We start from the raw sequence: 26,702 nt of genomic DNA, 5'->3' as shown, positions 1-26,702 counted from the left end.
ACGCCTCTCCACAAGGAAGTGGTTCAATAATCGCTATCAGGCTATGCCCCTTCCATTGAGTTACCCATTTAGTAAACAATTTCAGATTCTTATGAGGATATTCTGATACCTGCGCTATTGCAGTTTTTCGTCTTGTCGTCGAAATCCAGGTGCGCTACTGTCGGGGTCTGGAAACACACAACACCGCATAATCACAACAACATCCAGTTTGTCGCTATCATCCCTTAATCCCGCCGCTGTGCGGGATTTTTTTGTAAACCATAATCACCCGGTATGAATTTACAATGAAGCTAACAGCCCGCTATACAGCACCGGCCCTGTCGGTTGCCCGGTTGGCGAGCCGCCAGCCGGTTCCAGGCTGATGGCGATGGTCATACCGCTGGACAACTGGATCTGCTCCAGTGGCAATCTGGTGACCTGTTGGGGCGCAATCACCCCCAATGACACCGGCTTCCCACCGGCAGGTATTGCCCAGAGCTGCAAACTGTTTGCCACAGCGATTGGCGGCGGATTAACCGGTGTTAGTTGCAGATGGCTTACCGTTTTGTCCAGGCTCACAATCCACTGCCCGCTGCCGGTTTGGCTGCTGGTGAGCACCACCGCCGGGCTAAACTCCTGCGGCGATGTGATAAAACGTGGCACCAATATTACAGCAGCTAAACCGGCTGCCAGTGCCCAGCCGAGATAATCCCAACGCCAGCGGCGTTGGTGGGATACGGGTGGCAGGTTGAGCAGAATTTTTTTCCACACCCGTTCAGGCGGTGTTATTGGCATCAACGCACTGTCCAGAGGAGACAACAACTCCTGCCATCGGGCCACCATAGCGGCCAGCTCCGGTTCATGACGGATTCGCTGTTCCAGCCTGAATCTCGCCGGGCCACGCAGCGTGCCTAGTGCATACTCCGCGGCCAGGGCTGAGTCGTACTCCCCCCGGTTTTTCATAATCCCACGCAGTCTTTTAGATGATCGAGAGCTCGGCGGATCCAGCTTTTAACCGTGCCAAGCGGTTGTTGCAGATAAATGGAAACTTCGCCATGCGACATACCCTGATAGTAAGCCAGCACAATGCTTTGCCGTTGATCGACGGGCAAATTTTCTAAACACGCCGTCAGCTTTTGTCCCTCTTGCGCGCGCTGTAACTCTTCAACCGGTTCAATGAGGCTGGCGCCGTCAAGATCCCCCCACTCATCCTCGCGTTCTGCCGCCCTACCGCCAGCGCCGCGTAGCCAGTCAATGGCGCGGTTGCGCACAATGTGGGTCAACCAGGTCAGAGGGGAACTGAGCTGTGGATCGTAGCTGGCTGCCCGGTTCCATACGCTGATAAAGCTCTCATGCAACACTTCTTCCGCCCAGGATGGCCTACGGAGTATGCGCATGGCAACCGCATACAAACGCGGTGACGTTTGGCGATAAAGCTGTTCAAACGCCTGGCGATCGCCACGCCCAACGGCCTTCATCATCGCCACATCATCTTCTGGCAAGGGTGCTGTCATGTCCCATCCTGATTAAACCGCGGGTGACTGACACTCAGAACACCCGCAACAAGTATAGCCCTAATTTATTTAGGCATCAGGACGGTATCAATAACATCAATCACCCCATTTTTTTGGAATACATCGTAGGTGCTTATATTGGCAATATTGCCCTTTCCGTCTTTAAGCTGAATATTATGTGGCCCGTTACTCATGATCCACAAAGGCTGTCCGTTCACCGTTTTCAATTCAGCTGAACCCTTGCCGTCATGGATTTTCTTTTCCAACTGCTTCATATCATATCTGCCAGCTACCACGTGATAGGTCAGCACGCTGGTCAACAAAGCCTTATTTTCAGGTTTCAACAAGCTGTCTACGGTGCCGGCCGGTAATTTGGCAAAGGCCGCGTTGGTCGGCGCAAAGACGGTAAACGGCCCCTTGCCTTGTAGGGTATCCACCAGCCCCGCCGCCTTGACCGCAGCCACCAGAGTAGAGTGATCTTTAGAATTAACGGCATTTTCGACAATATTTTTACTTGGGTACATGGCGCCCCCCCCCACCATGACTTGCTCAGACATCATGGCAGCGGCTGACACGCCGCTAAACAGTACCGATGCACATATAACGCCAGTAATGAGCTTTTTCATGACCAATTCCTCGAAGGTAAGAGAGGTAAAGTTTTGCCTCACATTCGGATATACGTACGAGGAGATGTTTTTGGATGCAGTGCAGAACAAATAATTTAAAAAAACTTTCTCAGGGCATAAAAAAACCCCGCTTTTGCGGGGTCTGAGCCAGACAGACTTACGAGGCGTTAGCCGCATCGTCAATCAGCGTAGCGACTTCTCGCGGATGAGAAGCCAGCGAGGCATGGCTGGCATCCAGCGTAATGACTTTCTTAGCTTTCAAGCGTGCCGACATATGCTTTTGATTTTCCGGTGCAATCATTCGGTCGTTGCTGGAAATTTGATACCAGGAAGGTTTGTGTTTCCAGGCCGGTTCGGTGACTACGTTGCCGAAGGTGCTGGCCAGCGGTGCCTTCTGCGTTACCGCCATTACCAGTGCTGCATCGGCGGAAAGATCCTGACAGAAGCTTTCGTGAAATTTATCGGCTTTAATCCATAAATAGCCATCACTGTCCGGTGCCAGGTTCGCCGCCGCAATCGGAGGATGTTGCTGGGTAATACCGCCAGGGCTTTCCCCTGCATCTGGTGCAAAGGCCGCGATAAACACCAGCCCGACCACGTTAGGCAAGTTGCCCATTTCGCTGATTACCGCGCCGCCATAAGAGTGCCCGACCAATAGCACTGGGCCTTCTTGCTGTGCCACCATCTTGCGCGTGCGCTCTGCATCATCGGCCAGCGATGTCAGCGGCATCTCTACGGCGCGAATCGAGTGATAACCTTTATGCGACAATTCGGTAATGACTTTACTCCAGTGCGCTGCACCGCCCCAAAATCCATGAACCAGGACTACCGTAGGTTTTGCATTCATTACAAATTCCCTCTTTAACCACGTGGAGGCGTTACGACAGACCCGATAATCAACATGGCCAAGCGCCATCTGCACCAAGCCAAAACGCCTTATATGCCCTGTTGTATATAGTTCACTGCCGCGGTTTTCAGCAATAGCTACGAATAGTTAACCCTTCGTCATATCCCTTCTGGCGTTCCATTCGGCCCGGGTGATCTGCCAGATTTCCGTCAGCATGCGTCCACCGATATAGTCATTTTCTTGAGTGGCGATCACGCGCATCCCGTTTTGCTCAGAAATACGGCGTGATGCCAGATTGTCTTTTGCCTTGGGTACCCTCAATACCTCCTGCCCCAACACATTGAACCAAAAATCCGTAACGCTTTGACTGGCTTCAGTCATCAATCCCTGACGTTGCCATTGCTGTGCTAACCAAAAACCGCGATTGCTGTTGCCACTCAGGCTAAGGTTAATCACACCTATCAAATGTCGTTGATCCTCCAAACGTCGGATAGACCAAAACCACCCGTTACCCGCAGCCATCGCCGGTAACGCGACATTATTTATAAACTCAAGTGCAGCGCCATCAGGATATGGCCAAGGAATTTGGCTGGTCATCAGACGCACAATTTCCCAGTGCGGAAACATACGCTGAATATCTTCGGCATCATCGGACTGCAGCGGACGCAATACCAGCCGGCGGCTGTTTAAAACAGGGATTTCCAAGGGACAAACCTCCAATGCGAATGCTGTATTTTGGTCGACGAACGGTCATATCACCACATTTAAACTAGGATTTTTACCCATTACGATCTAAAATAATATTAAAAAACAATGAGAAGTAATTTCAACGAAATCGAAAGGGAATTATTCAGTGAAGGAAATGATCTCCATTCTTTGTGTCGCAGGCCTGTTGGCGATGCTTTTTTCATGGTTGTTTGTCTACGGCCTCAATATTCATTAGCCTCTTCAAAGATAAAAACCCCGGCATGTGCCCATACCAGGGTTGATAGCGTTACGCTGAACAGACCGCTTCCCTGGGCGATATGCCCGTAAAAACATTACTGTTTGGTCTGGATCCAGAATGCATGGATCAGACCGGGGAAATAGCCAAGCAGGGTCAGAATAATGTTGAGGATAAACGCCCCGCCGATCCCTTTATCCAGCAGTACACCCAAAGGGGGCAAGATGATGGTAAATACAATTCTCCAAAAGCTCATAATAACGCCTCATTTTGCTTTATAAGGCACCAATATATTACATATTCTTAACATTTTCAAATTACGCCCTCTCCAGGCAGTCTAATAGAACCGTTAAATGGGTATATATCTACATATTTTGTGGGTATATTTCGTTAAAAAAAGAAAGAATTAATAAGCGTTGATTATGTGGGATTGAGCCCTTAAAATTTGAGGCTTAAAAATACAACTGGGATTGGTTTCATGTCGTCGCTGTGGGTAGCAACACAATACTTTTATTTAATTGGCCTGTTAGTTTCTATGATTTTTACCTATCTGGTCAGCCGGGATACCATTAAGATTCGTTTTATCAGTGCGTTAACCATTGGCCTGACCTGGCCATTGAGCCTACCGGTAGTGTTGATGTTCTCCTTGTTCTAACGCTTGAGAAACCGCCCCGCCAAAGACCGACGGGGCAGTGATGAGCCTTCCCTTAAAAATCGTACCCTACCGTCGCCAGCACGGAGCGTTCTGCCCCCCAATAGCAATAACCGGTGCCATAACAGGCCGCGACATATTTTCGGTCAGTCAGGTTATTCACGTTTAACTGCACATAAGCCCCTTTCAACGATGGATTAACGCGATCCAGATTCATCCGTACCGACGCATCCACCAGCGTCACGGAAGGAATACGTAGCGTATTTTCGTTATCCGCCCACTGCTTGCCGATATAACGCACCCCAGCCCCCAGATCTACGCCGTAGGTGGTGGCGTATTTGCCCCACAGAGAAGCCATTTGCTCCGGCGCCAGATACGGCGTATTGCCGCTGTTGCCGTCAATCGCATCTTTAAACTTCACCTTGTTGTAGGTGTAGCCTGCTATCAAATCGAGATGTTCGGTTAACTTGCCGCGAGCCTCCAGTTCAATCCCCTGAGAATGTACTTTCCCGGCAGGCAGATAATAACTTTGCTGTACCACGCGGTTGGCGACGTCATTCTGCGTCAGGTCATACAGGGCCATGCTGTAGATTGATGAACTGCCCGGAGGCTGATATTTCAGGCCCACCTCGTACTGCTCGCTGGTGCTCGGCTTCAGCATATGACCGTTTTGATCGGCCAGCGCTTCCGGCGTCACTGCCGTGCTGTAGCTGGCGTAAGGTGAGAAACCGCTGTCAAAGCGGTACAGCAACGAGGCACGGCCGCTAAAGTTATCGTCACGACGTTCATCGCTGGTGCCGGTGTTGAGTACCGTATTTTTTGACTCTATACGGTCAAAACGGCCAGACAGGTTCAGATACCAGTTCTGCAGGCTGATTTCGTCCTGCAGATAAACGCCACTTTGTTCATAGTGACGTCGGGAGTCGGTATGCGTCAGATTGGTCAATCCCGCGCCACCCGACACACCGGTATAAGGGTTCAATTGAGAGGCGCCGGCAGACTCATCCCACAGATTATTACGAAAGCGCTGGTAATCCAGGCCCAGCATCACTCGGTGATCCAGCGGCCCGGTAGCAAAATCGGCTTCCAGTTGGTTGTCGACGGCGAATGCGTCCAGTGAAGTTGCCGAGCCGCTGTAATAGCGGTTCAGCAACTGGTGATCCTGATCCCAGCCAATCTGATAAACCTGCTGCAGTTCAACGTTAGAATGGGTATAGCTGGCATTCTGGCGGAATGACCAAACGTCATTAAAGCTGTGTGAGAAGGCGTAGCTGTAGATCTGCTCCCAACGTTTGAAGAGGTTACGACTACTCTCACCATCAAAAAATCCGCGCCCCAGTTTGTCGCCTGAACTGGAATAGAGGCTGCCATCTGCCGGTACTGCACTGTGATAACCGCCGGAGGGATCCTTTTGCAGGTAGGCTTTCAGTAACAGTGAGGTATTTTCATCGGGTTGCCACAGCAATGACGGCGAAATTGCATAGCGCTCTTCGCGCTGATGGTCATACATGGTATCGCTGCTGCGCGTCATTCCGGTCAACCGATAAGCCCACTGCTCCGACAAAGGGCCGGTCACATCGAAAGCCGCGCCCTGGGTGCTGTTATTACCGGCCGAAAGATTAACCTGCCCTTGCGTTGCAAACTGCGGGCGCTTGGTGGTCAAGGCCACCAGCCCGCCCGGAATGCTTTGCCCATACATCACTGAAGAAGGCCCCTTGATGACGTCGATGCGTTCCAGGAACCAGGGATCTACCTGCAAGGCATTATAGGTGCCGCCGTCACTTAACAGGCGCAGGCCGTCGAGGAAGGTGTTATTGACATCCCCACCGTGGAAACCGCGTAATGCAATGGTGTCATAGCGTGTCGCGCCGCCGGCGAAGTTGGTGAAAACGCCCGGGGTATATTTCAGTGCATCGTTAACCGTTTGGGTATTCTGATCGCTCATTTGTTGGCGTGTCACCACGGAAACAGATTGCGCGGTCAGGATCAGCGGCTGGTCGGTTTTGGTCGCACCCTGACTGGTGGTCGCCTGGTAACCCTGAGTCGCAGAATCGGCGGTATCAGCGGGCCTGGCGCTAACCACCAGGGTGTCTTCAGCCAACGAAGCCAGCGGCAGGAATATCGCGAGCGCACACAAAACACGCGACCGTTTGGCAGGAAAAATCATCTGCATTTTTGTAATCCCCGGTAAGTATCATTAAGTCACCTCCGACCCGCCCCCGTCAGCAGCGCTGGCTGACAAGAGTGCAAAAAATCTATCGGTGTGCTGTATGTAAAGAAAAGGAAATATTAATGATAATTATTATCTTTATCGATAAGAGATTACAAGCATGAGGATACTTTTTATTAGCAGGCGAACTCACTTACCGTCGGCAAAAACCCTGGGCTGATTGCGGGAATGTAGATGGAAAATCAACAATAAAAAATGCCAGCATTTGGCTGGCATACAAGCTCGAAGCAATATGTTCTATCTGGTGCCAGTGCTCAACGAGTTCCTCTGACTAACCGGGCATAAAAACGTCGAGCCACCAGCAAAATAAGTGCCAGCAGAATATTCGCTATAACCCATAAACTTAATATGTATATAAAGGTTTGATAGAGGGGAATGCCGCGATCGGCGGAAAACGGATTAAAATGCCAGAAGCGAATAATGACAAAGGGGTTGAGATTTAACCAATCAAAGAAGAAAGCAACCAGGGCCGGTGGCAGGAAAAAATAGAGTCCCAGAGTGATAATCAGCAGATACATTGCGGAGCTATCGCTTTTATAATCTTTCATATCAATGAATTACCGTTATTAACCACATAGAAACACCTTGCATGTTGCCGTGTTCAACAGACCTGGCGAATGCGGCTTAGTTCCAGATTAGGGGTAAAATAAAGCCTGTTTGGCGTTTAATTTTCATTTAGTTTTTAGGTGGTATAACGCTAGTCAGCTCAGGAGGCTCCAATGATATCGGATTATTGCCCAACCCCGCCAACCCCCAAAAAGCTCAAAATTATCTATGGCTGGTATATCTATACTATCTATGCCCAGCTGGTCTTTAATATCTATCTGGCGGTCTATAACGGCTGCGTCAGGCACCCAATTGAAGCCCCGTTGATCTCCGTGTGCCACAGTATTTTCATCGCATTTTTACTTTACCAGGTGCTGAAAAAACGCACCCATTTCGCCTGGGTGATGCTGGCTTATTATATTCTGATGCGGTTGTACTACGCCAATGTGCTGCACATCGAGTTCAATGCGTGGAGCCGTGGGTTGGTTTTCATTTTTCTGACGCTGCTGCTGACCGGCACGGTTGCGGTGGGTCAGCTTGCGACACCACCACTGCGCCAGGATTGGTTGGCACAACTTGGGTGGCGACAGTGGGCAACGCTGGCGGCATTATCAGGGCTGTTGACGCCGTTGATTACCGCTGACTATTTGAGCTGACAGCCGAATTTACTTTGGAATATGCGGCTCTGAGATATCGACCAGGCGGCACACCTTGGTGTAGTTATTGGATTTCTCACATATTTTATCCGTGACGAAAACACCAAGGTAACTCAACACCAGCAGATAACCCGCCATACACAGAATAAAAATAAGCGTTCTCACCGATAAGACCAACCTGACAACAAAACCCTCAGCATCATACCTTGCTTACCCCGCTTTAGACTATTTCAAAGTATTTCATAAATCCGCTGGTTATTTTGAGTACGCAAATGTTATGTTATCACATAACAATATAACCCAAAAAAGATACATCAATGGATAGTCATACCTCACCGTTACTTACCGTAGAACACCTTAGGTTGTCGTTTGACGGGGACGTCAAAATCCACGATTTGAATTTTACGCTGTATGCCGGCGAACGTCTGTGCCTGTTGGGCGCATCGGGTTCAGGTAAATCACTGACTGCCGCCGCCATTTTGGGGACGCTGCCGACTGGCGCAACAGTCGATGGCTCAATTCGGCTGCAAGGACAAGAACTCGTTGGGCGACGTTTACAACAGCACAAACACCCTGCGCTGGCAGCCATTTTTCAGGATCCCTTTACCAGTCTCAATCCCCTGACCCGCGTGGGTCAGCAGCTAATCCTGGCACTACGCGGTCAGAACAACATGAAAAAACAACCGGCACAGCGCTGTGCCGCCGAGTTGCTGGCGGTATTGGGCCTGCCGCCTGAGATCATCATGTCACGCTATCCGGGCCAACTGTCTGGCGGACAATGCCAACGAGTCTGCGCAGCACTGGCATTGGTGGGTGAGAAAAACCTGCTAATCGCTGATGAGCCCACCACTGCGTTAGACATGGTCAGCCAACATCAACTGATCGAGATCCTGAAAGGTTACACCGAACGACCTCACGCACCGGCATTGCTGTTTATTACCCACGATCTCACCGTTGCCGCCAACCTGTGTCAGCGCGCCATCGTCATGGTCGATGGCAAAATAGTCGAGCAGGGATCGTTCGCACAATTATTGCATCACCCTGCTCACCCCTATACCCGGCAGTTGGCTGCCACCGCGCAGCGCCCAACCTCCAAGTGGTCATCGCCGTTGAGCCTGGCAGGTTAAAGGAGTGAATGACATGTCAATCCGTGGAACGCTGCCCTTCATCAGCCTGCAGCAAGTCTGCCTCCGATATTCATCGCAGTCTGACGGACTGAAACCCACCGACCTGAATCTGTACCCAGGGGAGCGTGTCGGGTTGGTAGGCTGCTCTGGCGCAGGGAAATCGACGCTGCTCAGGCTGTTGCTGGCATTGGAAACAGCGGATGCCGGCCATATTCTGTGCCAGGGTAACGCCGTCCGCCCAACCTCCATGGGCCAATTACGCTGGTATCGACGTTTGGTGCAATACGTTCCACAGGATGCTCATGCCTCGCTTAACCCGCGCCACAGGGTGGCCGAGTTGATTATTGAACCTCTGCGTCAACTGGCCCCCTGGCAGGACTTGAGCACTGCCGCTGAGCGGGCATTGCGGCAGGTCGAACTGGATGAGCACCTGCTACATGCCCGCCCCGGCCAGCTCTCCGGTGGGCAGGCACAACGGGTGGCGCTGGCGCGTGCTATCGCGTTACAACCCCGTTTTTTAATCGCCGATGAACCGGTCAGCGGTCTGGATCTGCCACTGCGTCAGCAGATCATCGGCCTGCTCGACAAGATTACTCGTCAACAAAATATGGGCATGCTGCTTGTCTCCCATGATATTTCACTGGTCGCCGCCCTATGCCAACGAACGCTGGTGATGGCCTGCGGCGTCATCGTGGAAGATCGTCCAACCGATGAACTGTTGCACAGCCCGCGACATACCGCCACCTGCGATCTGCTGGCTGCCATTCCATCGTTACCCGCCCTTTATCAGCCCTGACATTCTGAGGACTTTTTCATGTTGAATCCGCGCTTTATTGGCCCAACCGGCTGCCTGCTCGCCGGCAGCTTGCTGCTTGGCGGCTGTTTTGACCCTGCCGAACCGAAAGCCGGTGCCGGCGAAGAACGACGCATCCGGCTGGCCATGCTGCAACCGCCTCGTTCCGGGCTCACGCCGCTCAGCGACGATGCGTTTAAACTTTCACGCTGGAGCAATACCGAAACGCTGGTGCTGCTGAACGCCAATGGTGATGCCGAACCGGCATTGGCCACCGAATGGCAGCAGATAGATCAACACCGCTGGCGCTTTGTGTTGCGGCCGGGGGTTAGTTTCCACGACGGCAGTTTAATGACAGCACAGAGCGTCGTGCGCTCACTTTCGGCGGCTATCAACACAGCACCAAAACCGCGCATCCTTGACGGCATTGAATTATCAGTCAGCGCAGAAAGCGATCACGCCGTGCTTATCTCCACCGCGGTCCCCGACCCTTTACTTCCGCAGCGGCTGTCCAGCCCACAGCTGGCGATCCTTGCCGAACGGGCTTACGGTGCCAACGGCGTGGTTAACCCATTGCGGGCCGGGACCGGCGCTTTTGTACTGACGGAAATCAACGGGACCAGCAGCGCGCGACTAAAGCGTTTTGAAGGTTATTGGGGCCCAAAAGCCGCAGCGCCGGGCATCGATGTCAGCTTTGTACCGGACGGCCCCGCCCGTGCCGCAGCACTGCGCACCGGCAGTGCCGATCTGGTTGAAGCCGTGCCGGTATCACAGTTGCTACTGATTGCAGCAGAACGGATCCATGAAGTGCCGATGCCGCGCACCAACACCCTGTATCTGAACACCCGAGTGGGTGCCTTTCGCGATCCGCAGGTGCGTGCCGCCGCCGCAGCGGCTATTGAGCGCCAGCCTCTGGTGGACAATGTCTACGAAGGCCGTGCCGATGTCGCCAGCGGGCTGCTTGGCCCGGCTCTGCCCTGGGCCGCCCCATTGAGACAGCCGCAACCCTTGCTGCCCTCCAGGACGGTAACGAATAAAACCATCACCCTGGCCACCTTCAGCGATCGCGCCGAGCTACCGGAGGTCGCCGTTTACCTGGCGCAACAGCTTGGCGCGGCTGGCTTTGTGGTGAAACAGGAAGTGCGGGAATATGCGCATATTGAAGCCGATGCGCTGGCGGGCAAATTCGACGCATTTATTCTGTCGCGAGCCACGGTGTTGGACTCCGGCGATCCACTGGCTTATATGTTCAGCGATTTCGCCTGTCAGGGCTCGTTCAATATTGCCCAATTGTGCGACCCGCAGGTGGATGCGGCTTTAACTCAGGCTGCCACCATTGCGGCCGGTGCACAGCGGCGTCAGGCGATCATGGCGGCGGAAAACCGCATACTGGCCACTAATGCCGCGATCCCGCTACTGCATGAACGAGTGATCCAGGGGGAAGCCGCAGGCATGAGGAACGCAGAGCGCGATCCGCGAGAACGCCAACTGGTGACACCGCGCAGCATGATAGTCAGCGAACAGCCCTGATGCGACTAGCACAACGGCTATTGCCACTGGCCTCGCGCCTGTTTGCCCTGTTGGCAATGATATCCCTGATCGGTCTGATGCCCTGGCTAACCGGTCGCGACCCGGCACTTAGCCTGCTGCGAGCTCGCTCGGCCGAACAAGAGGCGACGCCCGAAGCCCTGAATGCCATTCGCCAACGCTTTGGTCTGGACGACGGGCCGCTGATGCTGCTTGGCCGCTGGTTTAATGGGGTATTGCATGGCGACGCCGGTCATTCCTGGATCTCCGGTCGTCCGGTACTGGAGGGGCTGTTACAGGCTACCGGGGTTTCTCTTACGTTGATGGGCTACGCGCTGGCGATAGCGCTATTGGTCGCATTGTTGCTGGCACTGCAAACCCTTTGGCGCGGCTTGCAAGGCGAATATCGCCGCCCTGCAGGCGTGTTGGCGGTGGCGTTGACCGCCCTGCCCGAGTTTCTCCTGGCCGCGCTGTTGCTGATCCTCGGCGCCGTCTGGCTAAACTGGTTTCCCCCCTTCGGCTGGCAAAGTTTGCGCCATGTCGTGCTGCCGGCGCTGGCATTGGGTTTACCTGCTGGCGGCCTGCTGGGCCTGTTGTTCAGTGACGGCCTGGCCGCGACCTTATCCGAGCGTTGGTTAATCACCTGGAGCCTGGCCGGTATCTCCCGGTGGCATTGTCTGCTGGCGGTGTTACGCCGCACGCTACCTGCCTTGTTACCGCAAATCGGTTTGGTACTGGTTGGGCTAACCGGCGGCGCCATTGCCGTCGAGAAAGTCTTTGCCATTCCCGGTTTGGGCAGAGCGACATTAGGCGCCGCCATCGCGCAAGATCTGCCCACGTTGCAGTGCGGCATTCTGATCTTGTTGCTGATCGCCTTCAGCACCGGTTTTTTGACGCAGGGGGCGCATTATCTGTTGCTGGGTCGGGTAGCGCCGAGCCTGGCCAATTCGACGCCGCCACAGCACAGCGGCAAAGGCAGTAACTTTTTCGCCGCCTTTGCCGCACTGCTGTTGTGCTTGTTGGTGCTGAGCGGGATCATTCGCGATCCACTCTCATCACTGCATATTCGCCTCCAGCCACCCAGCCTCGATCTGCCCTTCGGCGCGGATGCCACCGGTCGGGACATTCTGGCGCGCGTCGCTTACGGTGCGCTGAATACCAGCCTGCTGGCACTGGCGGTCAGCTTCGCTTCGCTGTTCCTCGGATTAGTATTCGGGCTGATGCCGCGTCTGATGTGTGGAATGATTGAGCTGGCCAATGCTACACCGCCGATTATCGCAGGCCTGTTAGTGGTCGCCATTAGCGGCCCTTCGGCCTACGGCGCCGCCTGCGCGGTGATGTTGGTCAGTTGGGCTCCGCTGGCGGCCCATTGCGCTTCGCTGCTGACGGAAGCCCGCACTCAGCCCTATATCCGCATGTTGCCGGTGTTGGGGGTTGGTCGACTGCGCACCTTGACGCATTATCTGCTGCCTGCGTTATGGGGGCCACTGCTGCGCCATGCCATGCTGCGCCTGCCGGGCATTGCACTGGCGCTGGCCGCCCTGGGTTTCCTTGGTCTGGGTCCGCAGCCACCCAGTGCAGAATGGGGGCTGGTACTGGCGGAAGGCATGCCCTATATCGAACGGGCGCCATGGGGAGTCCTGGCTCCGGCAATCGCCCTGATATTACTGGCGGTGCTCGCGGTAACGCTGGCCAATACCGCCGGCAACCGTCGGGACTGACGGCGCATCCCGGCCCGGTTTGTAGTAATATTATGCGGTACCTCAACCGGCCGGGAGACCCAATGCACCATCTGATGTTAGATATTGAAACGCTGGATATAAAACCCAGCGCGGTGATCCTGGTGGTCGCCGCGGTATTTTTCGATCCCCAAAGCGGGCAGCTCGGTGCGGAATTTGAAAACGCCGTCAGCGCCCAAAAAGATCAGCCCGGCAGAACCATCAGCCTGGATACCGTCGCCTGGTGGGCGAAACAGTCCGACGAAGCGCGCAAGCTGGCTTTCGGCGGCACAGAAAGCCTTAAACGCACGCTGACCAACCTAAGCCGGTTTATCCATATGAACAGCACCGATAAGGTCAAGGTCTGGGGCAACGGCAAGGAGTTCGATTGCGCCATCCTCGAACATGCTTTCCAGCAGCTTGACATGCCCTGTCCGTGGAAGTTTTGGGATACTCAAGATGTGCGCACGGTGATCACCCTGGCCGAAATGCTGGGCTTTAACCCAAAGAAAGAGCGGGCATTTGAAGGTACGCCCCATCGGGCCTTGGATGACGCCAAACATCAGGCGCGTTACGTGGCGGATACAATATCGGCACTTTACTATCGCAAAGCCACTGCGTCATAAATAGAATAGGACTGGCGTACCTGCGACGGCCTATGCTTTGCCTCTTTCCATTTAGCGCCAGAATCTCTACTCTAGCCCTCTTTGTCACTCGGATGTGCTGTTTTTGTTATGCAAAAATTTCTGTTTCTGCTTCTTAGCCTGGTGCTGCTCGGCCCGCTGGGTATCGATCTCTATCTGCCGACTATCCCCGCCATCGCCGTTGGCCTTAACAGCAGTGAAGCGCTGATTCAGTCCACTATTTCTCTGTTCATTCTGGTGTTGGGCCTCGGGCAGGTTATTGCCGGCCCGCTGGTGGATAACTACGGCCGTAAACCGGTGGCTCTGGCCGGTATTGTGATTTACATGATTGGCGCGGCGATGGCGGCGCTGGCCACCACGCCAACGATGTTTGTCGCCTCTCGCCTGTTGCAGGGTGTGGCGGTTTGTTGTACCGCCGTGGTGGCATTCAGCGGCGTGCGCGATCGGATGAACGGCGACGATGCGGCCCGTGCCTTCGGTTTTCTCAACGGTACGCTGAATATTATTCCTGCCCTGGCCCCCTTGCTGGGTGGACTGCTGGCAGAAGCCTATGGCTGGCGCGCCCCATTCTGGTTCCTGGTGTGTTACGCACTGGCGGTACTGGTACTGATCGCCCTTCGCCTGCCGGAAACTCGCCCGGCGGACACAGTGCGCGTCAAAGGATTGCCGGTGCGACAATATGCCCGCATCGCCCGCGACCGCCGCTTTCTGTCCTTCGCCGTGGTCAACTCAGGTGCGATGGGCATGGCGCTGACCTACGTCTCACTGGCCCCCAACGTGCTAATGGGAACCGCCGGGCTGACGCCGTTGCAATTCTCGTTGGTGTTTGGCGCCAACGGCTTTTGGATCATGCTGGTGAGTTTTTTCGCCAACCGCATCATTCAAAAGGTCGGGCGCCCGGTCTGTCTGGCAACCGGCGGTATATTGATGGGTGTCGGGGCTATTGGGCTACTGCTGGGCGTCTCATTACTGTCTGGTACGGCGCAAACTCACTGGTTGGCCTATATGCTGCCGGTCGCTTTTGCCTGCGCTGGGCTGGCCTTTGTGATGGGCCCGGCAACCAGCTACGCGCTGGAGCCGTATTCCAATGAGGCCGGGGTAGCTTCTGCCTTGGTCGGTTTTGTGCAAATGGCCGGCGGTGCCGCTCTGGGCTTGTTGGCGATGGCGCTGCCGTTGCCACCCAAGCTGTCACTGGCGCTGGTGATGCTGGTGGGTTGCCTGCTGGCGCTGCACGCACGCCAGCGCAGCAAGCAAATTAAAGGTCAGTTGAAGAAAATTGCCTGAGGCTTATGCCTCGGTGATGATTGGCACTCTGGCGGCCAACGCCGTCAGTAGTTCATAACCCAGCGTGCCTGCCGCGGCGGCGACATCGTCAACCGGCAGGCGTCGCCCCCACAGCTCCACTTCTGTCCCAATACCCGCATGCGGGCAAGGCGTCAGATCGACCACCAGCATATCCATTGATACCGTGCCCAGCGTTCGTGTCAGCACACCGTCCACCCAGACTGGCGTGCCGGTTTGCGCATGACGCGGATAGCCATCGGCATAACCACAGGCCACCACGCCGATGCGTTGTGCTCCCTCGGCGCGGTAACGCCAGCCATAACCCACCTGGTCACCGGATTTCAGCGTCTGAACACCGATAATTTCGCTACTCAGCGTCATGGCAGGTTGCAGACCACTGTCGGCAATATCGCTCCACTGACCGCTAGGGGAAGCACCATAGAGCACGATGCCTGGCCGCACCCAGCCACCATGGGTCTGCGGATGCCACAAGGTAGCGGCAGAGTTGGCCAGACAGCGCGGTGAAGTGATACCCGTCGCCGCCTGCTCAATGGCGGCCATTTGCGCCTCGACGCCCTGTGGGCCGTCAGCGGTGGCGAAATGACTCATCAGCGTCAGGCTGGCTATGTTGCCGATCTCCTGGGCCTTCATCCAGACAGCGTGAAAACGTTCCGGCGTAAACCCCAGACGATTCATGCCGCTGTTCACTTTCAGATAAACATCCAGCGGTGCCGACAGTTTGGCCTCGGCTATCGCCGCCAGTTGCCAGTCGCTGTGTACCGAGGTCGTCAAACGATAGCGGTCCAGCAGGGCCAAATCCTGTGGTTTGAAAAAGCCTTCCAGCAGCAGAATCGGTCCTTGCCAGCCGGACTCACGCAGCAAAATGGCTTCGGCCAGATCCAGCAAGGCAAAACCGTCGGTCTGCGCCAGACTGCGCCAGACATGTTTGATACCGTGACCATAGGCATTGGCCTTGACCACCGACCAGACTTTGGCGTTGGGGGCGAAACGACGAACCACCTGCAGGTTATTTTCAAATGCGCCAAGGTGTAGCGTGGCGGAAATCGGGCGAGGCATGGGCACTCCTACGGGCCAGCAAATGCGGTCACGGGCCAATGCCCGTGACAGTAACATTATAAATTAGGTTTTTTAACGCGCGGGATGCACATCGTTCAAGGGGCCGGTGTAGAGGCTGCGAAATCCGGCGCTGTAACGTGCCACTCCCAGATCGTCTGAAGGAATGGCCGGAGTGATACCGGAAATCAAATCGGAAAGCAGTTGCCCTGAACCACAGGCCATGGTCCAGCCCAGGGTACCGTGACCGGTATTCAGGAACAGGTTTTTCAGCGAGGTCTTGCCGACAATCGGCGTGCCATCCGGCGTCATCGGCCGTAAACCGGTCCAGAAGGTCGCATCGGTAACCCGTCCACCGTTAGGATAAAGGTCACGTACCACCATCTCCAACGTCTCTCTACGCTTTTGTTCAAGCTGCGTATTGAATCCCACGATTTCCGCCATGCCACCCACGCGGATGCGCTGGTCAAAACGGGTAATGGCAATTTTGTAGGTTTCATCCAGCACGGTTGAGAATGGTGCGGCAGACTCATCGGTAATAGGAATGGTCAGCGAGTAGCCTTTCAACGGATAGACAGGGATCGACACCAGATCGCGCAACAGCGCGGTGGAATAAGAACCAAAGGCTACCACATAGCTGTCGGCTTTGAAGATTTCCCCACCACACTGCACACCGCTAATCTTGTCCCCTTCCACCAGCAGGCGATCGACGCTGCGGTTATACAGGAAGGTAACTCCGGCCTGCTGCGCCATTTTAGCCAACTGTTGGGTAAAGAGTTGGCAGTCGCCGGTTTCATCGTTAGGCAGTTGCAGCCCACCGGTCAGCTTATGCGCCACCTGCGCCAGCGCAGGTTCAACGCTGGCCAACTGACTGGCTTCCAGCAGTTTGTAAGGCACGCCGGCATCTTCCAACACCGCAATATCTTTGGACGCACTTTCAAACTGTTGCTGGGTGCGGAACAGCTGCAGCGTCCCGCCCTGACGGCCTTCGTATTGGATGCCGGTTTCCTGGCGCAGCGCCTTGATACAGTCACGGCTGTATTCAGCCAGCCGCACCATACGCCCTTTATTGGTCATGTAGTGTTCGGTATTGCAGTTTTTGAGCATCTGCCACATCCAGCTCAATTGGAAACTGCTGCCGTCCAGACGAACCGCCAAAGGCGCATGGCGCTGGAACATCCATTTGACCGCCTTCAAAGGCACGCCAGGTGCAGCCCAGGGTGCCGCATAGCCCGGTGAGATCTGACCGGCATTCGCCGCGCTGGTTTCCATCGCCGGGCCGGGTTGACGATCGATCACCGTCACCTCATGCCCCGCTTTCGCCAAATACCAGGCGCTGGCAACACCCACCACTCCACTACCTAAAATTACCACTCGCATCGCTGACTCCAGCTTAAGGCTTCACAAAGCATAATCTTCTGCTCACAGGAAATTAACTCAGTGGAAAAATCCGTCCAACATCTTCGTCATCAAACGTGACAACATTCACAATTAATTTATCGTTCATGGCCGTCTCTTTTGCAATAGCTACCTATAAATAGCGATAAGATGCGGTGAAAGGCGGTTTTCAGAGCGAAACACGGGCCGATATGCAGTCAATGAAGTCATTGATAGCATCAAGTAAAAGCCAAGAAATCAACAAGGATTTAACAGAATATAAAAATGAAGCAGCACCATTACCACAGAACAATAAACTACAAAATAGCGACTTTAATAACATAACACTTTGCCGGAGTGAGATTCTGTTCCAGCAGAAAAAACTTAGGGTAAAAGCTCCCTGGCCGCTATCTAAGTGGGTTCCGTGCGACAGATCGTTGAATTTTTAAGCTTTATATCATTATTACCTCTGCGTAGATTGAGCTACGATTGATACAGGGTCTGCCGTTCGAGCAAGGTCCGTAATAACGAGGGTGCGCTGATGACTACTTCAACACATGATAAGGTCAAGGAAGATAAACGTCTGAGCGATGGACCGGACTGGACGTTCGAGTTGCTGCAGGTGTATCTGGAGCACATCGATCGCGTAGCCAAACATTACAAGCTCGATACCTACCCGCATCAAATCGAGGTCATTACCTCAGAGCAGATGATGGATGCTTATTCCAGCGTCGGCATGCCGATTAACTACACCCATTGGTCATTCGGTAAAAAATTCATTGAGACCGAGCAGCGCTATAAGCATGGGCAGCAGGGCCTGGCCTATGAGATTGTGATCAACTCCAATCCCTGTATCGCCTACCTGATGGAAGAAAACACCATCACCATGCAGGCTTTGGTTATGGCGCACGCCTGCTATGGGCACAATTCATTCTTCAAGAATAACTACCTGTTCCGCAGTTGGACCGACGCCAGTTCGATCGTCGATTACCTGCTGTTCGCCCGCCACTACATCAGCCAATGCGAAGAGCGCTACGGCGTTGAAGAAGTAGAGAAGCTGCTCGACTCTTGCCATGCGTTGATGAACTACGGCGTGGACCGTTACAAACGGCCACAGAAAATTTCACTGATCGAAGAAACAGCCCGGCAAAAAAGCCGCGAAGAGTACCTGCAAAGCCAGGTGAACACGCTGTGGAAGACCCTGCCACGGGTTGAACGTGAAGAGGCACCTGAGCAGGCGCGCCGCTATCCAAGCGAACCGCAGGAAAACATCCTCTACTTTATGGAAAAAAATGCGCCACTACTGGAACCCTGGCAGCGTGAGATCCTGCGTATTGTGCGCAAAGTGAGCCAGTATTTTTATCCGCAGAAACAAACCCAGGTGATGAACGAAGGCTGGGCGACATTCTGGCACTACACCATCCTCAATCATCTGTACGACGAGGGTCGGGTCACCGAACGTTTTATGCTGGAGTTTTTGCACAGCCATACCAACGTGGTGTATCAACCGCCTTACAACAGTCCTTATTACAACGGCATTAACCCTTATGCACTGGGCTTTGCCATGTTCCAGGACATCAAGCGCATCTGTCAGTCGCCAACGGAAGAAGATCGTTATTGGTTCCCGGACATCGCCGGTAAAGACTGGCTGGAAACACTTCACTTCGCCATGCGTGACTTCAAGGATGAAAGCTTTATCAGTCAGTTCCTGTCGCCGAAGATCATGCGTGATTTCCGGCTGTTCACCGTGCTGGATGACGATCGCAATAACTACCTGGAAATAGCCGCGATCCATGATGAAGCCGGTTACCGCGCAATCCGTCAGGAGCTGTCGGCGCAATATAATCTGAGCGACCACGAACCGAACATACAGATTTGGAATGTAGATTTGCGCGGCGACCGTTCATTAACGTTGCGGTATATCCCGCAGGATCGCGCTCCGCTGGACAAGAGCCGGCGTGAGGTGATGAAACACCTGCACCGTCTGTGGGGCTTCGACATTATTTTGGAGCAACAGAACGAAGACGGCAGCGTCGAGCTATTGGAACGTTGTCCACCGCGCCCGACTCCGCTGTAAGACTCTTCAATAACTAAAGGGGCGCCAAATGGCGCCCCTTTTACGTAATGCGGTGTTGACGTTAGCGACGGGCTTCGGTCAAATCGCTTGGCATCGTGCCTTGCATGCTTTGCCAAATGGCGCCGCTATCTTTACCGTAGTTACGCACGCAGTCCATTACCTGATCGTAGGACTTCTCATGACAGAGTGTCGACAGCTTGCTATAGAACGTCAGCACCAGCTTGCGAGACTCCGGGTTTGAGAAGTAGTAGCGGCCAACGCGGGTATACAAGCCCTTCAGACCGTTGAAGATCAGACCGTAAATCGGGTTGCCGGAGGCAAACGCCAGACCACGGAAAATCTCGTAGTCCAACAGGTTGAAAGCATCCGCCTGATCTTCTACTTGAGTGGCTTTCGCCAACACTTCCTGAGCGGCCTCTGGATGGTTACGCACCGCTGCGCGAATAAAGATTGCCGCGATATTGGTGCGCACAGACAGCAGGTTGTCGATCAATTGTGGAACGCTCTGATGGTCGAGGCGTGCCACCGTCTCAAGAATATTGAGACCGGACGTTTCCCAGAAATTATTAACTTTGGTCGGTTTGCCATGCTGAATGGTCAACCAGCCATCACGGGCCAGGCGTTGTAAAACTTCACGTAACGTGGTGCGCGTGACACCAATCAGTTCAGAAAGCTCACGCTCCGCGGGCAAAATAGTGCCAGGAGGGAAGCGATTATTCCAGATACTCTCGATAATGTATTCTTCCGCGAAACCGGCAGGACTCTGCGCCTTTATGACCATGTGTTTGACGTTCCGTAGCGACGATAATCAGTAATAGTAGTCGGCTGATCATACCAGATCGCTATTGCATGACCTAGCGTGAGCGAAAAACATTGAACGAAACTGTGCATAAAGTGGCAAAAAACGTGCAAAAACACCGCTTAGAGAAATTTCTCATCGTAAAGCAAGCCCTTATTGCATCTGCCCCGGCGGCATTGTTAGGCTAGTATGAGACAACTTATTTTCAGGACGTGTAACGCATAATGGAAACGACCTTACGCAGTGCCCTGGTGAAAAACTTCCTCGGGCAATCACCAGACTGGTACAAACTGGCCATTCTTGTTTTCCTGGTGGTCAACCCACTGGTTTTCTTCCTCGTCGATCCGTTCATTGCGGGTTGGCTGTTAGTAGTCGAATTTATCTTTACCCTGGCAATGGCGCTGAAGTGCTACCCACTGCTGCCGGGTGGCCTGCTGGCCATTGAGTCGGTGCTGATTGGCATGACCAGCCCCGATCGGGTGGGTGAAGAAATTGCCCATAATCTCGAAGTGCTGCTGTTGCTGATCTTTATGGTGGCCGGCATCTACTTTATGAAGCAGTTGCTGCTGTTCGTCTTCACCAAGCTACTGCTCAACATCCGCTCAAAAATGCTGCTTTCTTTGGCGTTCTGCTTTGCGGCGGCGCTGTTGTCAGCCTTCCTCGATGCACTGACGGTAGTGGCCGTGGTTATCAGCGTCGCAACCGGGTTTTATTCAATCTACCACAACGTGGCTTCAAACCGTTCTGACGGTAATGTCGACGTCGGTGACGACAGCGGCCTGGTCAGTGACGATCATAAGCAGACGCTTGAGCAGTTCCGTGCCTTCCTGCGCAGCCTGTTGATGCACGCCGGCGTTGGTACCGCACTGGGCGGCGTGATGACTATGGTAGGTGAACCGCAAAACCTGATTATCGCCAAAAGCGCCAACTGGGGATTTGTTGATTTCTTCTTGCGCATGGCGCCGGTTACCCTGCCGGTGTTTGCGTGCGGCCTGCTGGTTTGCTTACTGCTCGAGCGCTTCGGCGTCTTTGGCTATGGAGCAAAACTGCCTGAGCGCGTACGTGAGGTGCTGACCGAATTTGACCACCAGGCTACCGCCGGACGCAGTAAACAAGAACAGGTCAGATTGGTCATTCAGGCGCTGATCGGCATTTGGTTAGTGGTGGCACTGGCCTTTCATCTGGCGGAAGTGGGCCTGATTGGTCTGTCGGTCATTATTCTCGCCACATCTCTGTGCGGCGTCACCGATGAACACGCCATCGGTAAGGCATTCCAGGAAGCGCTGCCTTTTACTGCGCTGCTGACGGTATTTTTCACCGTGGTGGCGGTGATTATTGAGCAACACCTGTTTACACCGATTATTCAGTTTGTTCTGCAAGCGCAACCCTCTTCACAACTGGCGCTGTTTTATCTGTTTAATGGCCTCCTCTCTTCGGTATCTGACAACGTGTTCGTCGGGACGGTATACATCAATGAAGCACGGGCCGCGTTCGAAAACGGCGCGATCTCCCTGAAGCAGTTCGAAATGCTGGCGGTTGCCATTAATACCGGGACCAATCTGCCGTCGGTCGCTACACCGAATGGCCAGGCGGCTTTCCTGTTCCTGCTGACCTCTGCGCTGGCACCGCTGGTGCGTTTGTCTTACGGACGAATGGTATGGATGGCTTTACCCTATACTGTGGTATTAACCCTGGTGGGTCTGCTGTGCGTCCAGTTTACGCTGGCACCCGTGACTGACCTGCTGACCCAGTGGCATTGGCTGACGCTGCCATCGATTGAAGCCGCTGCACACTAATCCTGTAAACCCACTCCGCTGTCAGCGACTATTTTTGTGCTGAATCAGGCTCAGGTAGCTGGCAGCAGAGTTGAATTGGTTTACACTGCCAGTTCAATTGCTTACTGCATGGAAGAATAAATATATGTTGCAATTCTTTAACCGCTGCTCGCAGGGGCGCGGTGCTTGGCTGTTGATGGCCCTGACTGCGCTGGTGCTGGAATTAGTTGCTCTCTACTTTCAGCACGTAATGCTGCTGCAACCCTGTGTGATGTGCATTTACGAGCGCTGCGCGCTGTTTGGCATTCTGGGCGCCTCGCTGCTCGGCGCCATCGCGCCGAAAACGCCACTGCGTTATGCCGCTATCCTGCTGTGGATTTACAGCGCCTGGGAAGGCCTGCAACTGGCATGGAAACACACCATGATCCAACTGCATCCTTCGCCGTTTAATACCTGTGATTTCTTTGTCAGCTTCCCATCCTGGCTGCCGCTGGATAAATGGCTGCCTGCGGTGTTTCACGCGTCAGGTGACTGTTCAGTGCGCCAATGGGAGTTTCTGACTCTGGAAATGCCGCAATGGCTGGTAGGTATTTTCACGGCCTACCTGCTGTTCGCCATCATCGTATTGGCTGCGCAGTTTGTTCGCCCGCGTCGCCGTGACCTGTTTGGTCGTTAAGCATGGCCGAATAAAAAACGGCGCCTCAGGGCGCCGTTTTTTATGGGTTTGCGGATATTATTCAGAGGTAAAGTAACATTAAGTGTGCGTAAGGTAATAAACGAGCACTATCAGCGCCCCAGCCACGGCAAACAGACGTATCATTTTCATTATTCTACTCTCGGAACTTAGCGTGAGAGCGGTCAAACTACCTAACCTTCTGTATAAAAAGAAGCATCCGGGCAAGATTTGGCACGTAATTTACATAACATTAAGTTGGAGAGGGAAAAAGCCTTATTCGCAGGATGACAATCTCACGTTTTCGGTCTGAAATTGTACTATACCCGAACGATTTATTTGCTCTCGCTCGCCTTGTACAAAAAAACTCATCATAGTGATGCATTATTGCATCGATATTTTGATGAAGTTTTGCCGAAAAAACCTTATAGTCTCCGCAAGTTAGTATTAACGATTTCCCTGGTGTTGTTGTGTGTCTTGCCCCTCTTCTTTGCAGGGGCTTTTTTCGTTTATCGCGCCCAGCTTGGCTTGTTCATGATGTGGTCCTGCCAGTCCACCACCTCACTTTCACGTACCGCAATATGCCGCACCGTGATGCGCTCACCGTGCATCGCCGCCTTGGAACCGCTAACCAGCGGGTGCCAGGAAAACAAGGGTTTGCCTTCGCCAATCAGGCGATATGCACAGGTCGGTGGCAGCCAGTCAAACGTCGTGAGGTTCTCACGCGTCAACTTGATGCAGTCCTCTTCCAGCTCAAAGCGACGTTCATAGTTGCGGCACTGGCACGATTTAATATTCAGCTGGTCACAGGCTACGTTGGTGAAATAAATCTCGTCGGTATCTTCGTCGATCAGCTTATTCAGACAGCATTGCCCACAACCGTCGCACAGCGATTCCCACTCTTGTTCTGACATTTCCGCCAGCGTTTTTTGTTGCCAAAAAGGGGTTTGTGACATGTTCGCGTCCGGTATAGGTAAATGAATAGATAACCTGCGTACAGGTTTTGAGGGTGCACTATATAGATATACCAGCCAAATAGAAAGGCTGAAAACACAAGATAATCATAGCGATAACAGCATATTTGCTTAAAAAAAATGCTATTTAAAACAACGGCATTCAGCATTAAGCACCATGACCATCGGCCAATTCTTGTTTGCTTCCGGCGGATAACAACATGGCTCGTATCGCTTAATTATACGAACAAATCACAGGTCTATCACCCTTTCGTTTTACCTCAGGATTATTGCCGACCAACGCTTCCACTGACCGCTAAGATTCATCTTATAACGCACGATTTGCCGCCAAACACGACAAAATCCTGCTATGTTTAATGTTCGCCTTTGATAACCGAGATAGGGAGCCAAGTATGTTTGGAAAAGCAGAAGACAAGGTCAATGAAGCTGCCGGTGCCGTAGAGGAAGCCTTTGGTAAAGCCACGGACTCGCCGGATCATCAGGTTAAAGGCGCAGCCCGCAAATATGCCTCTCAAGCCAGCTACGCGGCTCGCGATGCGGCTGATACGGTGCGGACTCAGGTTGAATCCAACCCACTTGCCGGCGTGGCTATCGCCGCTGCAGTCGGGATTGTTTTCGGTTTCTTGCTGGGCCGTAAATAAGCATTTTGCCCATCCCTAACCGAAGAAAAAGACAAAAGGCCCCATGGGGCCTTTTTTAGTGCGTCTTGCCTGGTTTTAAATCACGCGAGTCGTTAATAACTTACCGTTGAGCGTGATTTTCAGCATGTCGCCTGAACTCATCGGGCCAACGCCTTGCGGAGTACCGGTAAGAATAATGTCACCTGCGCGCAGCGTGAAGAAGCGGCTCATATAGCTGATCAGCGGCAGGATCGGGGTGATCATATCGCGAGTATTGCCCTGCTGACGCACCTGGTCATTGACCGTCAGTGACAGCTCGGCATTTTGCGGATCGCCAAACTCTGCCACCGGAATAAAACCGGAAATCGGGCAGGAGCCGTCAAAACCCTTGGCTTTTTCCCAAGGCTGCCCCGCCTTCTTGAAACCCGCCTGCAGATCACGCAGCGTCAAATCAAGCGCAACACCGTAACCGGCGATGGCTCGAGCCACTCGATCTTCATTAGCTTGTTTTAACGGCGTGCCGATCAACACCGCCAGTTCCACTTCATGATGTACCGAACCGAACTCTTTGGGGATCGCCACCGGCTGGCGGATATCGCACAGCGCCGTTTCTGGCTTGATAAACACTACCGGCTCTGCCGAGGTTGCACTACCCATTTCCTTTATATGATCGGCGTAGTTACTGCCTACACAAACCACTTTGTTTACCGGAAAATCAAGTAATGAACCCTGCCAGTCTCTATGTTGATACATACCGCATCTCCCTACAATCATGTAGGGGCTTAGCGTGCTAAGCCCGTTATTCCACGCCTGGGTGGAGGTACTCTGGCCCTAATTTATTGCCCGATACCGTCAGCCATCATACCCACACCGATGGCAAAATAGTAAGAGCGATTCCAGTGCATGATCGTGCGAAAATTGTCATAAACCATGAACGCCCGGCCCTGCATGTCATCCGGCGTGATCACCCAACTGCGCAGGGTTGAGTGCGGCAAGGCTGAACCATCCGCACGGCGCACGCCACGCTTTTGCCATTCATTGACGCTGTGGGCCTTGCTGACTTTCAGCCCCAGGCTGTCACGGCTGAAACCGACAGGCAGTTTAACTTCCCTGCCCCAACCTACGCCCGGTTGCCAACCTTCACGCGACAGATAACGGGCCGTAGAGGCAAACACATCGTCAACGTTGTTCCAGATATCAATACGGCCATCGCCATCACCATCCGCCGCATAATTCAGGAATGAGGTCGGCATAAACTGGCACTGCCCCATCGCACCGGCCCAGGAGCCTTTAAGTTGTTCGCGGCTGACATGCCCCTGTTCGAGGATTTGCAGTGCGGCCATGAGCTGTTGGCTGAAGAAAGCCTCACGGCGACCTTCAAAAGCCAGCGTAGCCAGCGCAGATATCACATCTTCACGCCCCTGGATCTTGCCGAAGGCGCTTTCCATCCCCCACAGCGCCACCACATAACGTCCAGGAACACCGGAGTGAGCGGTAACACGAGACAACTGGGGTTGATATTGCCGGTAAAGCGCACGGCCCTGCGCAATCTTGGCCGGCGGCAATACGCGTTTTAGATAATCATCCAACGTGATTTTCTTCTCCGGCTGATTACGGTCTGCCTTGATCACTCGGTCGACAAAATGCACGTTGGCAAAAGCGCTGTCGACGATAGCCGGGCTAATGCCCTGCGCCAGCGCCTGACGTTTCAGTTGCTCAATATAGGCGGGGAACTGTGCCGGATCGCGACCGGTTTCAGCCAACGTGCTTTGCGCTGGCGCAGCAGTTGCGACCGGTGAAGCAACCTGTGCCATCAGTGGCGGACAGACGCCAGTTCCCAGTGCCAGCAGAGCCACTATCGCTGTCTTCGCTGTCCCTCTCATCACCCAGCTCCTTTGTCAGTTTGGGGTTACTGATCCAGCGTAGCCCCTGCGCGCCAACGACGGTTATTTTTTGTCGTCAGACAGGTGCAGTTTTAATAAATTTTCCAACGGCGGGGGCACCTGCAGATAAAACCCTTCTTCTTTCAGGGCCTCTTTCACTTTCTCAATATCTGCCGAGGCTAATTTCTCCCGACCTTCAAGAGAAAGCATCATTGCCAATTGCGGCGTGCCGAAACTTTTCATCAGATCTTCCGGCACTCGGGAGAAATCGTCTTTTTTTTCGACATAAAGATAAGTTTGATCGCGTTTCGAGCTTCTATAGATCACACAAAGCATGTTTTTAACTCTATTTAATTGGGGCAGC

The 26,702-nt window shown here is 53.6% G+C and carries 28 protein-coding genes; 12 read left to right on the top strand and 16 right to left on the bottom strand.

Annotated elements, in window-relative coordinates; translation table 11 throughout:
* Positions 1-279 precede the first annotated feature (279 nt).
* The 6 genes from OCH02_RS04030 to OCH02_RS04005 form a co-directional block, all read right to left on the bottom strand.
* On the bottom strand, positions 280-942 hold the full coding sequence (locus OCH02_RS04030) for an anti-sigma factor domain-containing protein (protein ID WP_261429990.1): 663 nt from the start codon (positions 940-942) through the stop codon (positions 280-282).
* On the bottom strand, positions 939-1,493 hold the full coding sequence (locus OCH02_RS04025) for an RNA polymerase sigma factor (RefSeq protein ID WP_261429988.1): 555 nt from the start codon (positions 1,491-1,493) through the stop codon (positions 939-941). The genes OCH02_RS04030 and OCH02_RS04025 overlap by 4 nt, the downstream gene beginning before the upstream one ends.
* Positions 1,494-1,558: 65 nt before the next feature.
* On the bottom strand, positions 1,559-2,119 hold the full coding sequence (locus OCH02_RS04020; protein WP_261429987.1) for a fasciclin domain-containing protein: 561 nt from the start codon (positions 2,117-2,119) through the stop codon (positions 1,559-1,561).
* Between the two features lie 157 nt (positions 2,120-2,276).
* Positions 2,277-2,966 carry an alpha/beta hydrolase gene (locus OCH02_RS04015; protein ID WP_261429985.1) on the bottom strand — a complete coding sequence of 230 codons (690 nt, stop codon included), beginning with the start codon at positions 2,964-2,966 and terminating at the stop codon, positions 2,277-2,279.
* Between the two features lie 147 nt (positions 2,967-3,113).
* Complete coding sequence (locus OCH02_RS04010) at positions 3,114-3,671, bottom strand: GNAT family N-acetyltransferase (protein ID WP_261429982.1); 558 nt, start codon at positions 3,669-3,671, stop codon at positions 3,114-3,116.
* Between the two features lie 335 nt (positions 3,672-4,006).
* Positions 4,007-4,165, bottom strand: a complete 159-nt coding sequence (locus OCH02_RS04005) for a YqaE/Pmp3 family membrane protein (protein ID WP_006322621.1) — start codon at positions 4,163-4,165, stop codon at positions 4,007-4,009.
* Between the two features lie 222 nt (positions 4,166-4,387).
* Between OCH02_RS04005 and OCH02_RS04000 the strand changes: the two genes are divergently transcribed.
* Entirely contained in the window at positions 4,388-4,564 is a 177-nt protein-coding gene (locus tag OCH02_RS04000) for a GhoT/OrtT family toxin (RefSeq protein WP_012145459.1), read from the top strand.
* Positions 4,565-4,616: 52 nt separating this feature from the next.
* Here the strand turns inward: OCH02_RS04000 and OCH02_RS03995 are convergent, their stop codons facing one another.
* Positions 4,617-6,734 (bottom strand): TonB-dependent siderophore receptor, encoded by a 2,118-nt coding sequence (locus OCH02_RS03995; RefSeq protein WP_261429981.1) that lies wholly within the window; start codon positions 6,732-6,734, stop codon positions 4,617-4,619.
* A gap of 311 nt (positions 6,735-7,045) precedes the next feature.
* Positions 7,046-7,339 (bottom strand): hypothetical protein, encoded by a 294-nt coding sequence (locus tag OCH02_RS03990; protein ID WP_261429979.1) that lies wholly within the window; start codon positions 7,337-7,339, stop codon positions 7,046-7,048.
* A gap of 171 nt (positions 7,340-7,510) precedes the next feature.
* Here OCH02_RS03990 and OCH02_RS03985 point away from each other — a divergent pair, with 171 nt between their 5' ends.
* Positions 7,511-7,993: a hypothetical protein gene (locus OCH02_RS03985; protein WP_261429978.1), complete on the top strand. Its 483-nt coding sequence runs from the start codon at positions 7,511-7,513 to the stop codon at positions 7,991-7,993.
* A 9-nt stretch (positions 7,994-8,002) separates the two neighbouring features.
* Here the strand turns inward: OCH02_RS03985 and OCH02_RS03980 are convergent, their stop codons facing one another.
* On the bottom strand, positions 8,003-8,158 hold the full coding sequence (locus OCH02_RS03980; protein ID WP_167796654.1) for a hypothetical protein: 156 nt from the start codon (positions 8,156-8,158) through the stop codon (positions 8,003-8,005).
* 152 nt (positions 8,159-8,310) lie between these two features.
* Here OCH02_RS03980 and OCH02_RS03975 point away from each other — a divergent pair, with 152 nt between their 5' ends.
* The 6 genes from OCH02_RS03975 (at position 8,311) to OCH02_RS03950 (ending at position 15,086) form a co-directional block, all read left to right on the top strand.
* Positions 8,311-9,120, top strand: a complete 810-nt coding sequence (locus tag OCH02_RS03975) for an ABC transporter ATP-binding protein (RefSeq protein WP_261429976.1) — start codon at positions 8,311-8,313, stop codon at positions 9,118-9,120.
* A 13-nt stretch (positions 9,121-9,133) separates the two neighbouring features.
* Positions 9,134-9,916: an ABC transporter ATP-binding protein gene (locus OCH02_RS03970; protein ID WP_261429974.1), complete on the top strand. Its 783-nt coding sequence runs from the start codon at positions 9,134-9,136 to the stop codon at positions 9,914-9,916.
* Positions 9,917-9,934: 18 nt separating this feature from the next.
* Complete coding sequence (locus tag OCH02_RS03965) at positions 9,935-11,443, top strand: ABC transporter substrate-binding protein (protein WP_261429973.1); 1,509 nt, start codon at positions 9,935-9,937, stop codon at positions 11,441-11,443.
* Complete coding sequence (locus tag OCH02_RS03960) at positions 11,443-13,161, top strand: ABC transporter permease subunit (RefSeq protein WP_261429972.1); 1,719 nt, start codon at positions 11,443-11,445, stop codon at positions 13,159-13,161. Before OCH02_RS03965 ends, OCH02_RS03960 begins: the two co-directional genes overlap by 1 nt.
* Before the next feature lie 62 nt (positions 13,162-13,223).
* Positions 13,224-13,784 carry a 3'-5' exonuclease gene (locus OCH02_RS03955; protein WP_261429971.1) on the top strand — a complete coding sequence of 187 codons (561 nt, stop codon included), beginning with the start codon at positions 13,224-13,226 and terminating at the stop codon, positions 13,782-13,784.
* A gap of 108 nt (positions 13,785-13,892) precedes the next feature.
* Positions 13,893-15,086 carry a multidrug effflux MFS transporter gene (locus OCH02_RS03950; RefSeq protein ID WP_261429969.1) on the top strand — a complete coding sequence of 398 codons (1,194 nt, stop codon included), beginning with the start codon at positions 13,893-13,895 and terminating at the stop codon, positions 15,084-15,086.
* A 3-nt stretch (positions 15,087-15,089) separates the two neighbouring features.
* Here the strand turns inward: OCH02_RS03950 and dadX are convergent, their stop codons facing one another.
* Together dadX and OCH02_RS03940 are read right to left on the bottom strand one after the other, a co-directional pair.
* Positions 15,090-16,163, bottom strand: a complete 1,074-nt coding sequence (gene dadX, locus OCH02_RS03945) for a catabolic alanine racemase DadX (RefSeq protein WP_261429967.1) — start codon at positions 16,161-16,163, stop codon at positions 15,090-15,092.
* A 72-nt stretch (positions 16,164-16,235) separates the two neighbouring features.
* Positions 16,236-17,540, bottom strand: a complete 1,305-nt coding sequence (locus OCH02_RS03940; protein ID WP_261429965.1) for a D-amino acid dehydrogenase — start codon at positions 17,538-17,540, stop codon at positions 16,236-16,238.
* Positions 17,541-18,078: 538 nt separating this feature from the next.
* Between OCH02_RS03940 and OCH02_RS03935 the strand changes: the two genes are divergently transcribed.
* A complete protein-coding gene (locus OCH02_RS03935; protein WP_261429964.1) occupies positions 18,079-19,614 on the top strand; it encodes a SpoVR family protein in 1,536 nt (511 codons plus the stop codon).
* A 61-nt stretch (positions 19,615-19,675) separates the two neighbouring features.
* Here the strand turns inward: OCH02_RS03935 and fadR are convergent, their stop codons facing one another.
* On the bottom strand, positions 19,676-20,395 hold the full coding sequence (fadR, locus tag OCH02_RS03930; RefSeq protein WP_261429962.1) for a fatty acid metabolism transcriptional regulator FadR: 720 nt from the start codon (positions 20,393-20,395) through the stop codon (positions 19,676-19,678).
* Between the two features lie 242 nt (positions 20,396-20,637).
* Between fadR and nhaB the strand changes: the two genes are divergently transcribed.
* Both nhaB and dsbB read left to right on the top strand, forming a co-directional pair.
* On the top strand, positions 20,638-22,209 hold the full coding sequence (nhaB, locus tag OCH02_RS03925; protein ID WP_261429960.1) for a sodium/proton antiporter NhaB: 1,572 nt from the start codon (positions 20,638-20,640) through the stop codon (positions 22,207-22,209).
* Between the two features lie 124 nt (positions 22,210-22,333).
* Positions 22,334-22,864 (top strand): disulfide bond formation protein DsbB, encoded by a 531-nt coding sequence (dsbB, locus tag OCH02_RS03920; protein WP_261429958.1) that lies wholly within the window; start codon positions 22,334-22,336, stop codon positions 22,862-22,864.
* Positions 22,865-23,370: 506 nt separating this feature from the next.
* On the opposite strand, the gene OCH02_RS03915 is transcribed toward dsbB, so the two are convergent.
* Positions 23,371-23,817 (bottom strand): YcgN family cysteine cluster protein, encoded by a 447-nt coding sequence (locus OCH02_RS03915; protein WP_012145475.1) that lies wholly within the window; start codon positions 23,815-23,817, stop codon positions 23,371-23,373.
* Between the two features lie 410 nt (positions 23,818-24,227).
* On the opposite strand from OCH02_RS03915, the gene OCH02_RS03910 reads away from it, so the two are divergent.
* Entirely contained in the window at positions 24,228-24,476 is a 249-nt protein-coding gene (locus OCH02_RS03910) for a CsbD family protein (protein WP_012145476.1), read from the top strand.
* Between the two features lie 75 nt (positions 24,477-24,551).
* On the opposite strand, the gene OCH02_RS03905 is transcribed toward OCH02_RS03910, so the two are convergent.
* The 3 genes from OCH02_RS03905 to OCH02_RS03895 all read right to left on the bottom strand — a co-directional run bounded on the left by OCH02_RS03905 (position 24,552) and on the right by OCH02_RS03895 (position 26,674).
* Positions 24,552-25,208: a fumarylacetoacetate hydrolase family protein gene (locus OCH02_RS03905; protein WP_261429956.1), complete on the bottom strand. Its 657-nt coding sequence runs from the start codon at positions 25,206-25,208 to the stop codon at positions 24,552-24,554.
* Positions 25,209-25,291: 83 nt separating this feature from the next.
* Entirely contained in the window at positions 25,292-26,338 is a 1,047-nt protein-coding gene (locus OCH02_RS03900; protein ID WP_261429954.1) for a lytic transglycosylase domain-containing protein, read from the bottom strand.
* A gap of 63 nt (positions 26,339-26,401) precedes the next feature.
* Positions 26,402-26,674, bottom strand: a complete 273-nt coding sequence (locus tag OCH02_RS03895) for a YcgL domain-containing protein (RefSeq protein ID WP_261429953.1) — start codon at positions 26,672-26,674, stop codon at positions 26,402-26,404.
* Between the last annotated feature and the right edge of the window lie 28 nt (positions 26,675-26,702).

It is taken from the genome of Serratia quinivorans, from assembly GCF_946227985.1.
Taxonomy (GTDB): domain Bacteria; phylum Pseudomonadota; class Gammaproteobacteria; order Enterobacterales; family Enterobacteriaceae; genus Serratia; species Serratia quinivorans_A.
The sequence above is the reverse complement of the archived record's forward strand: the minus strand, read 5'-3'. Positions and strand labels throughout refer to the sequence as shown.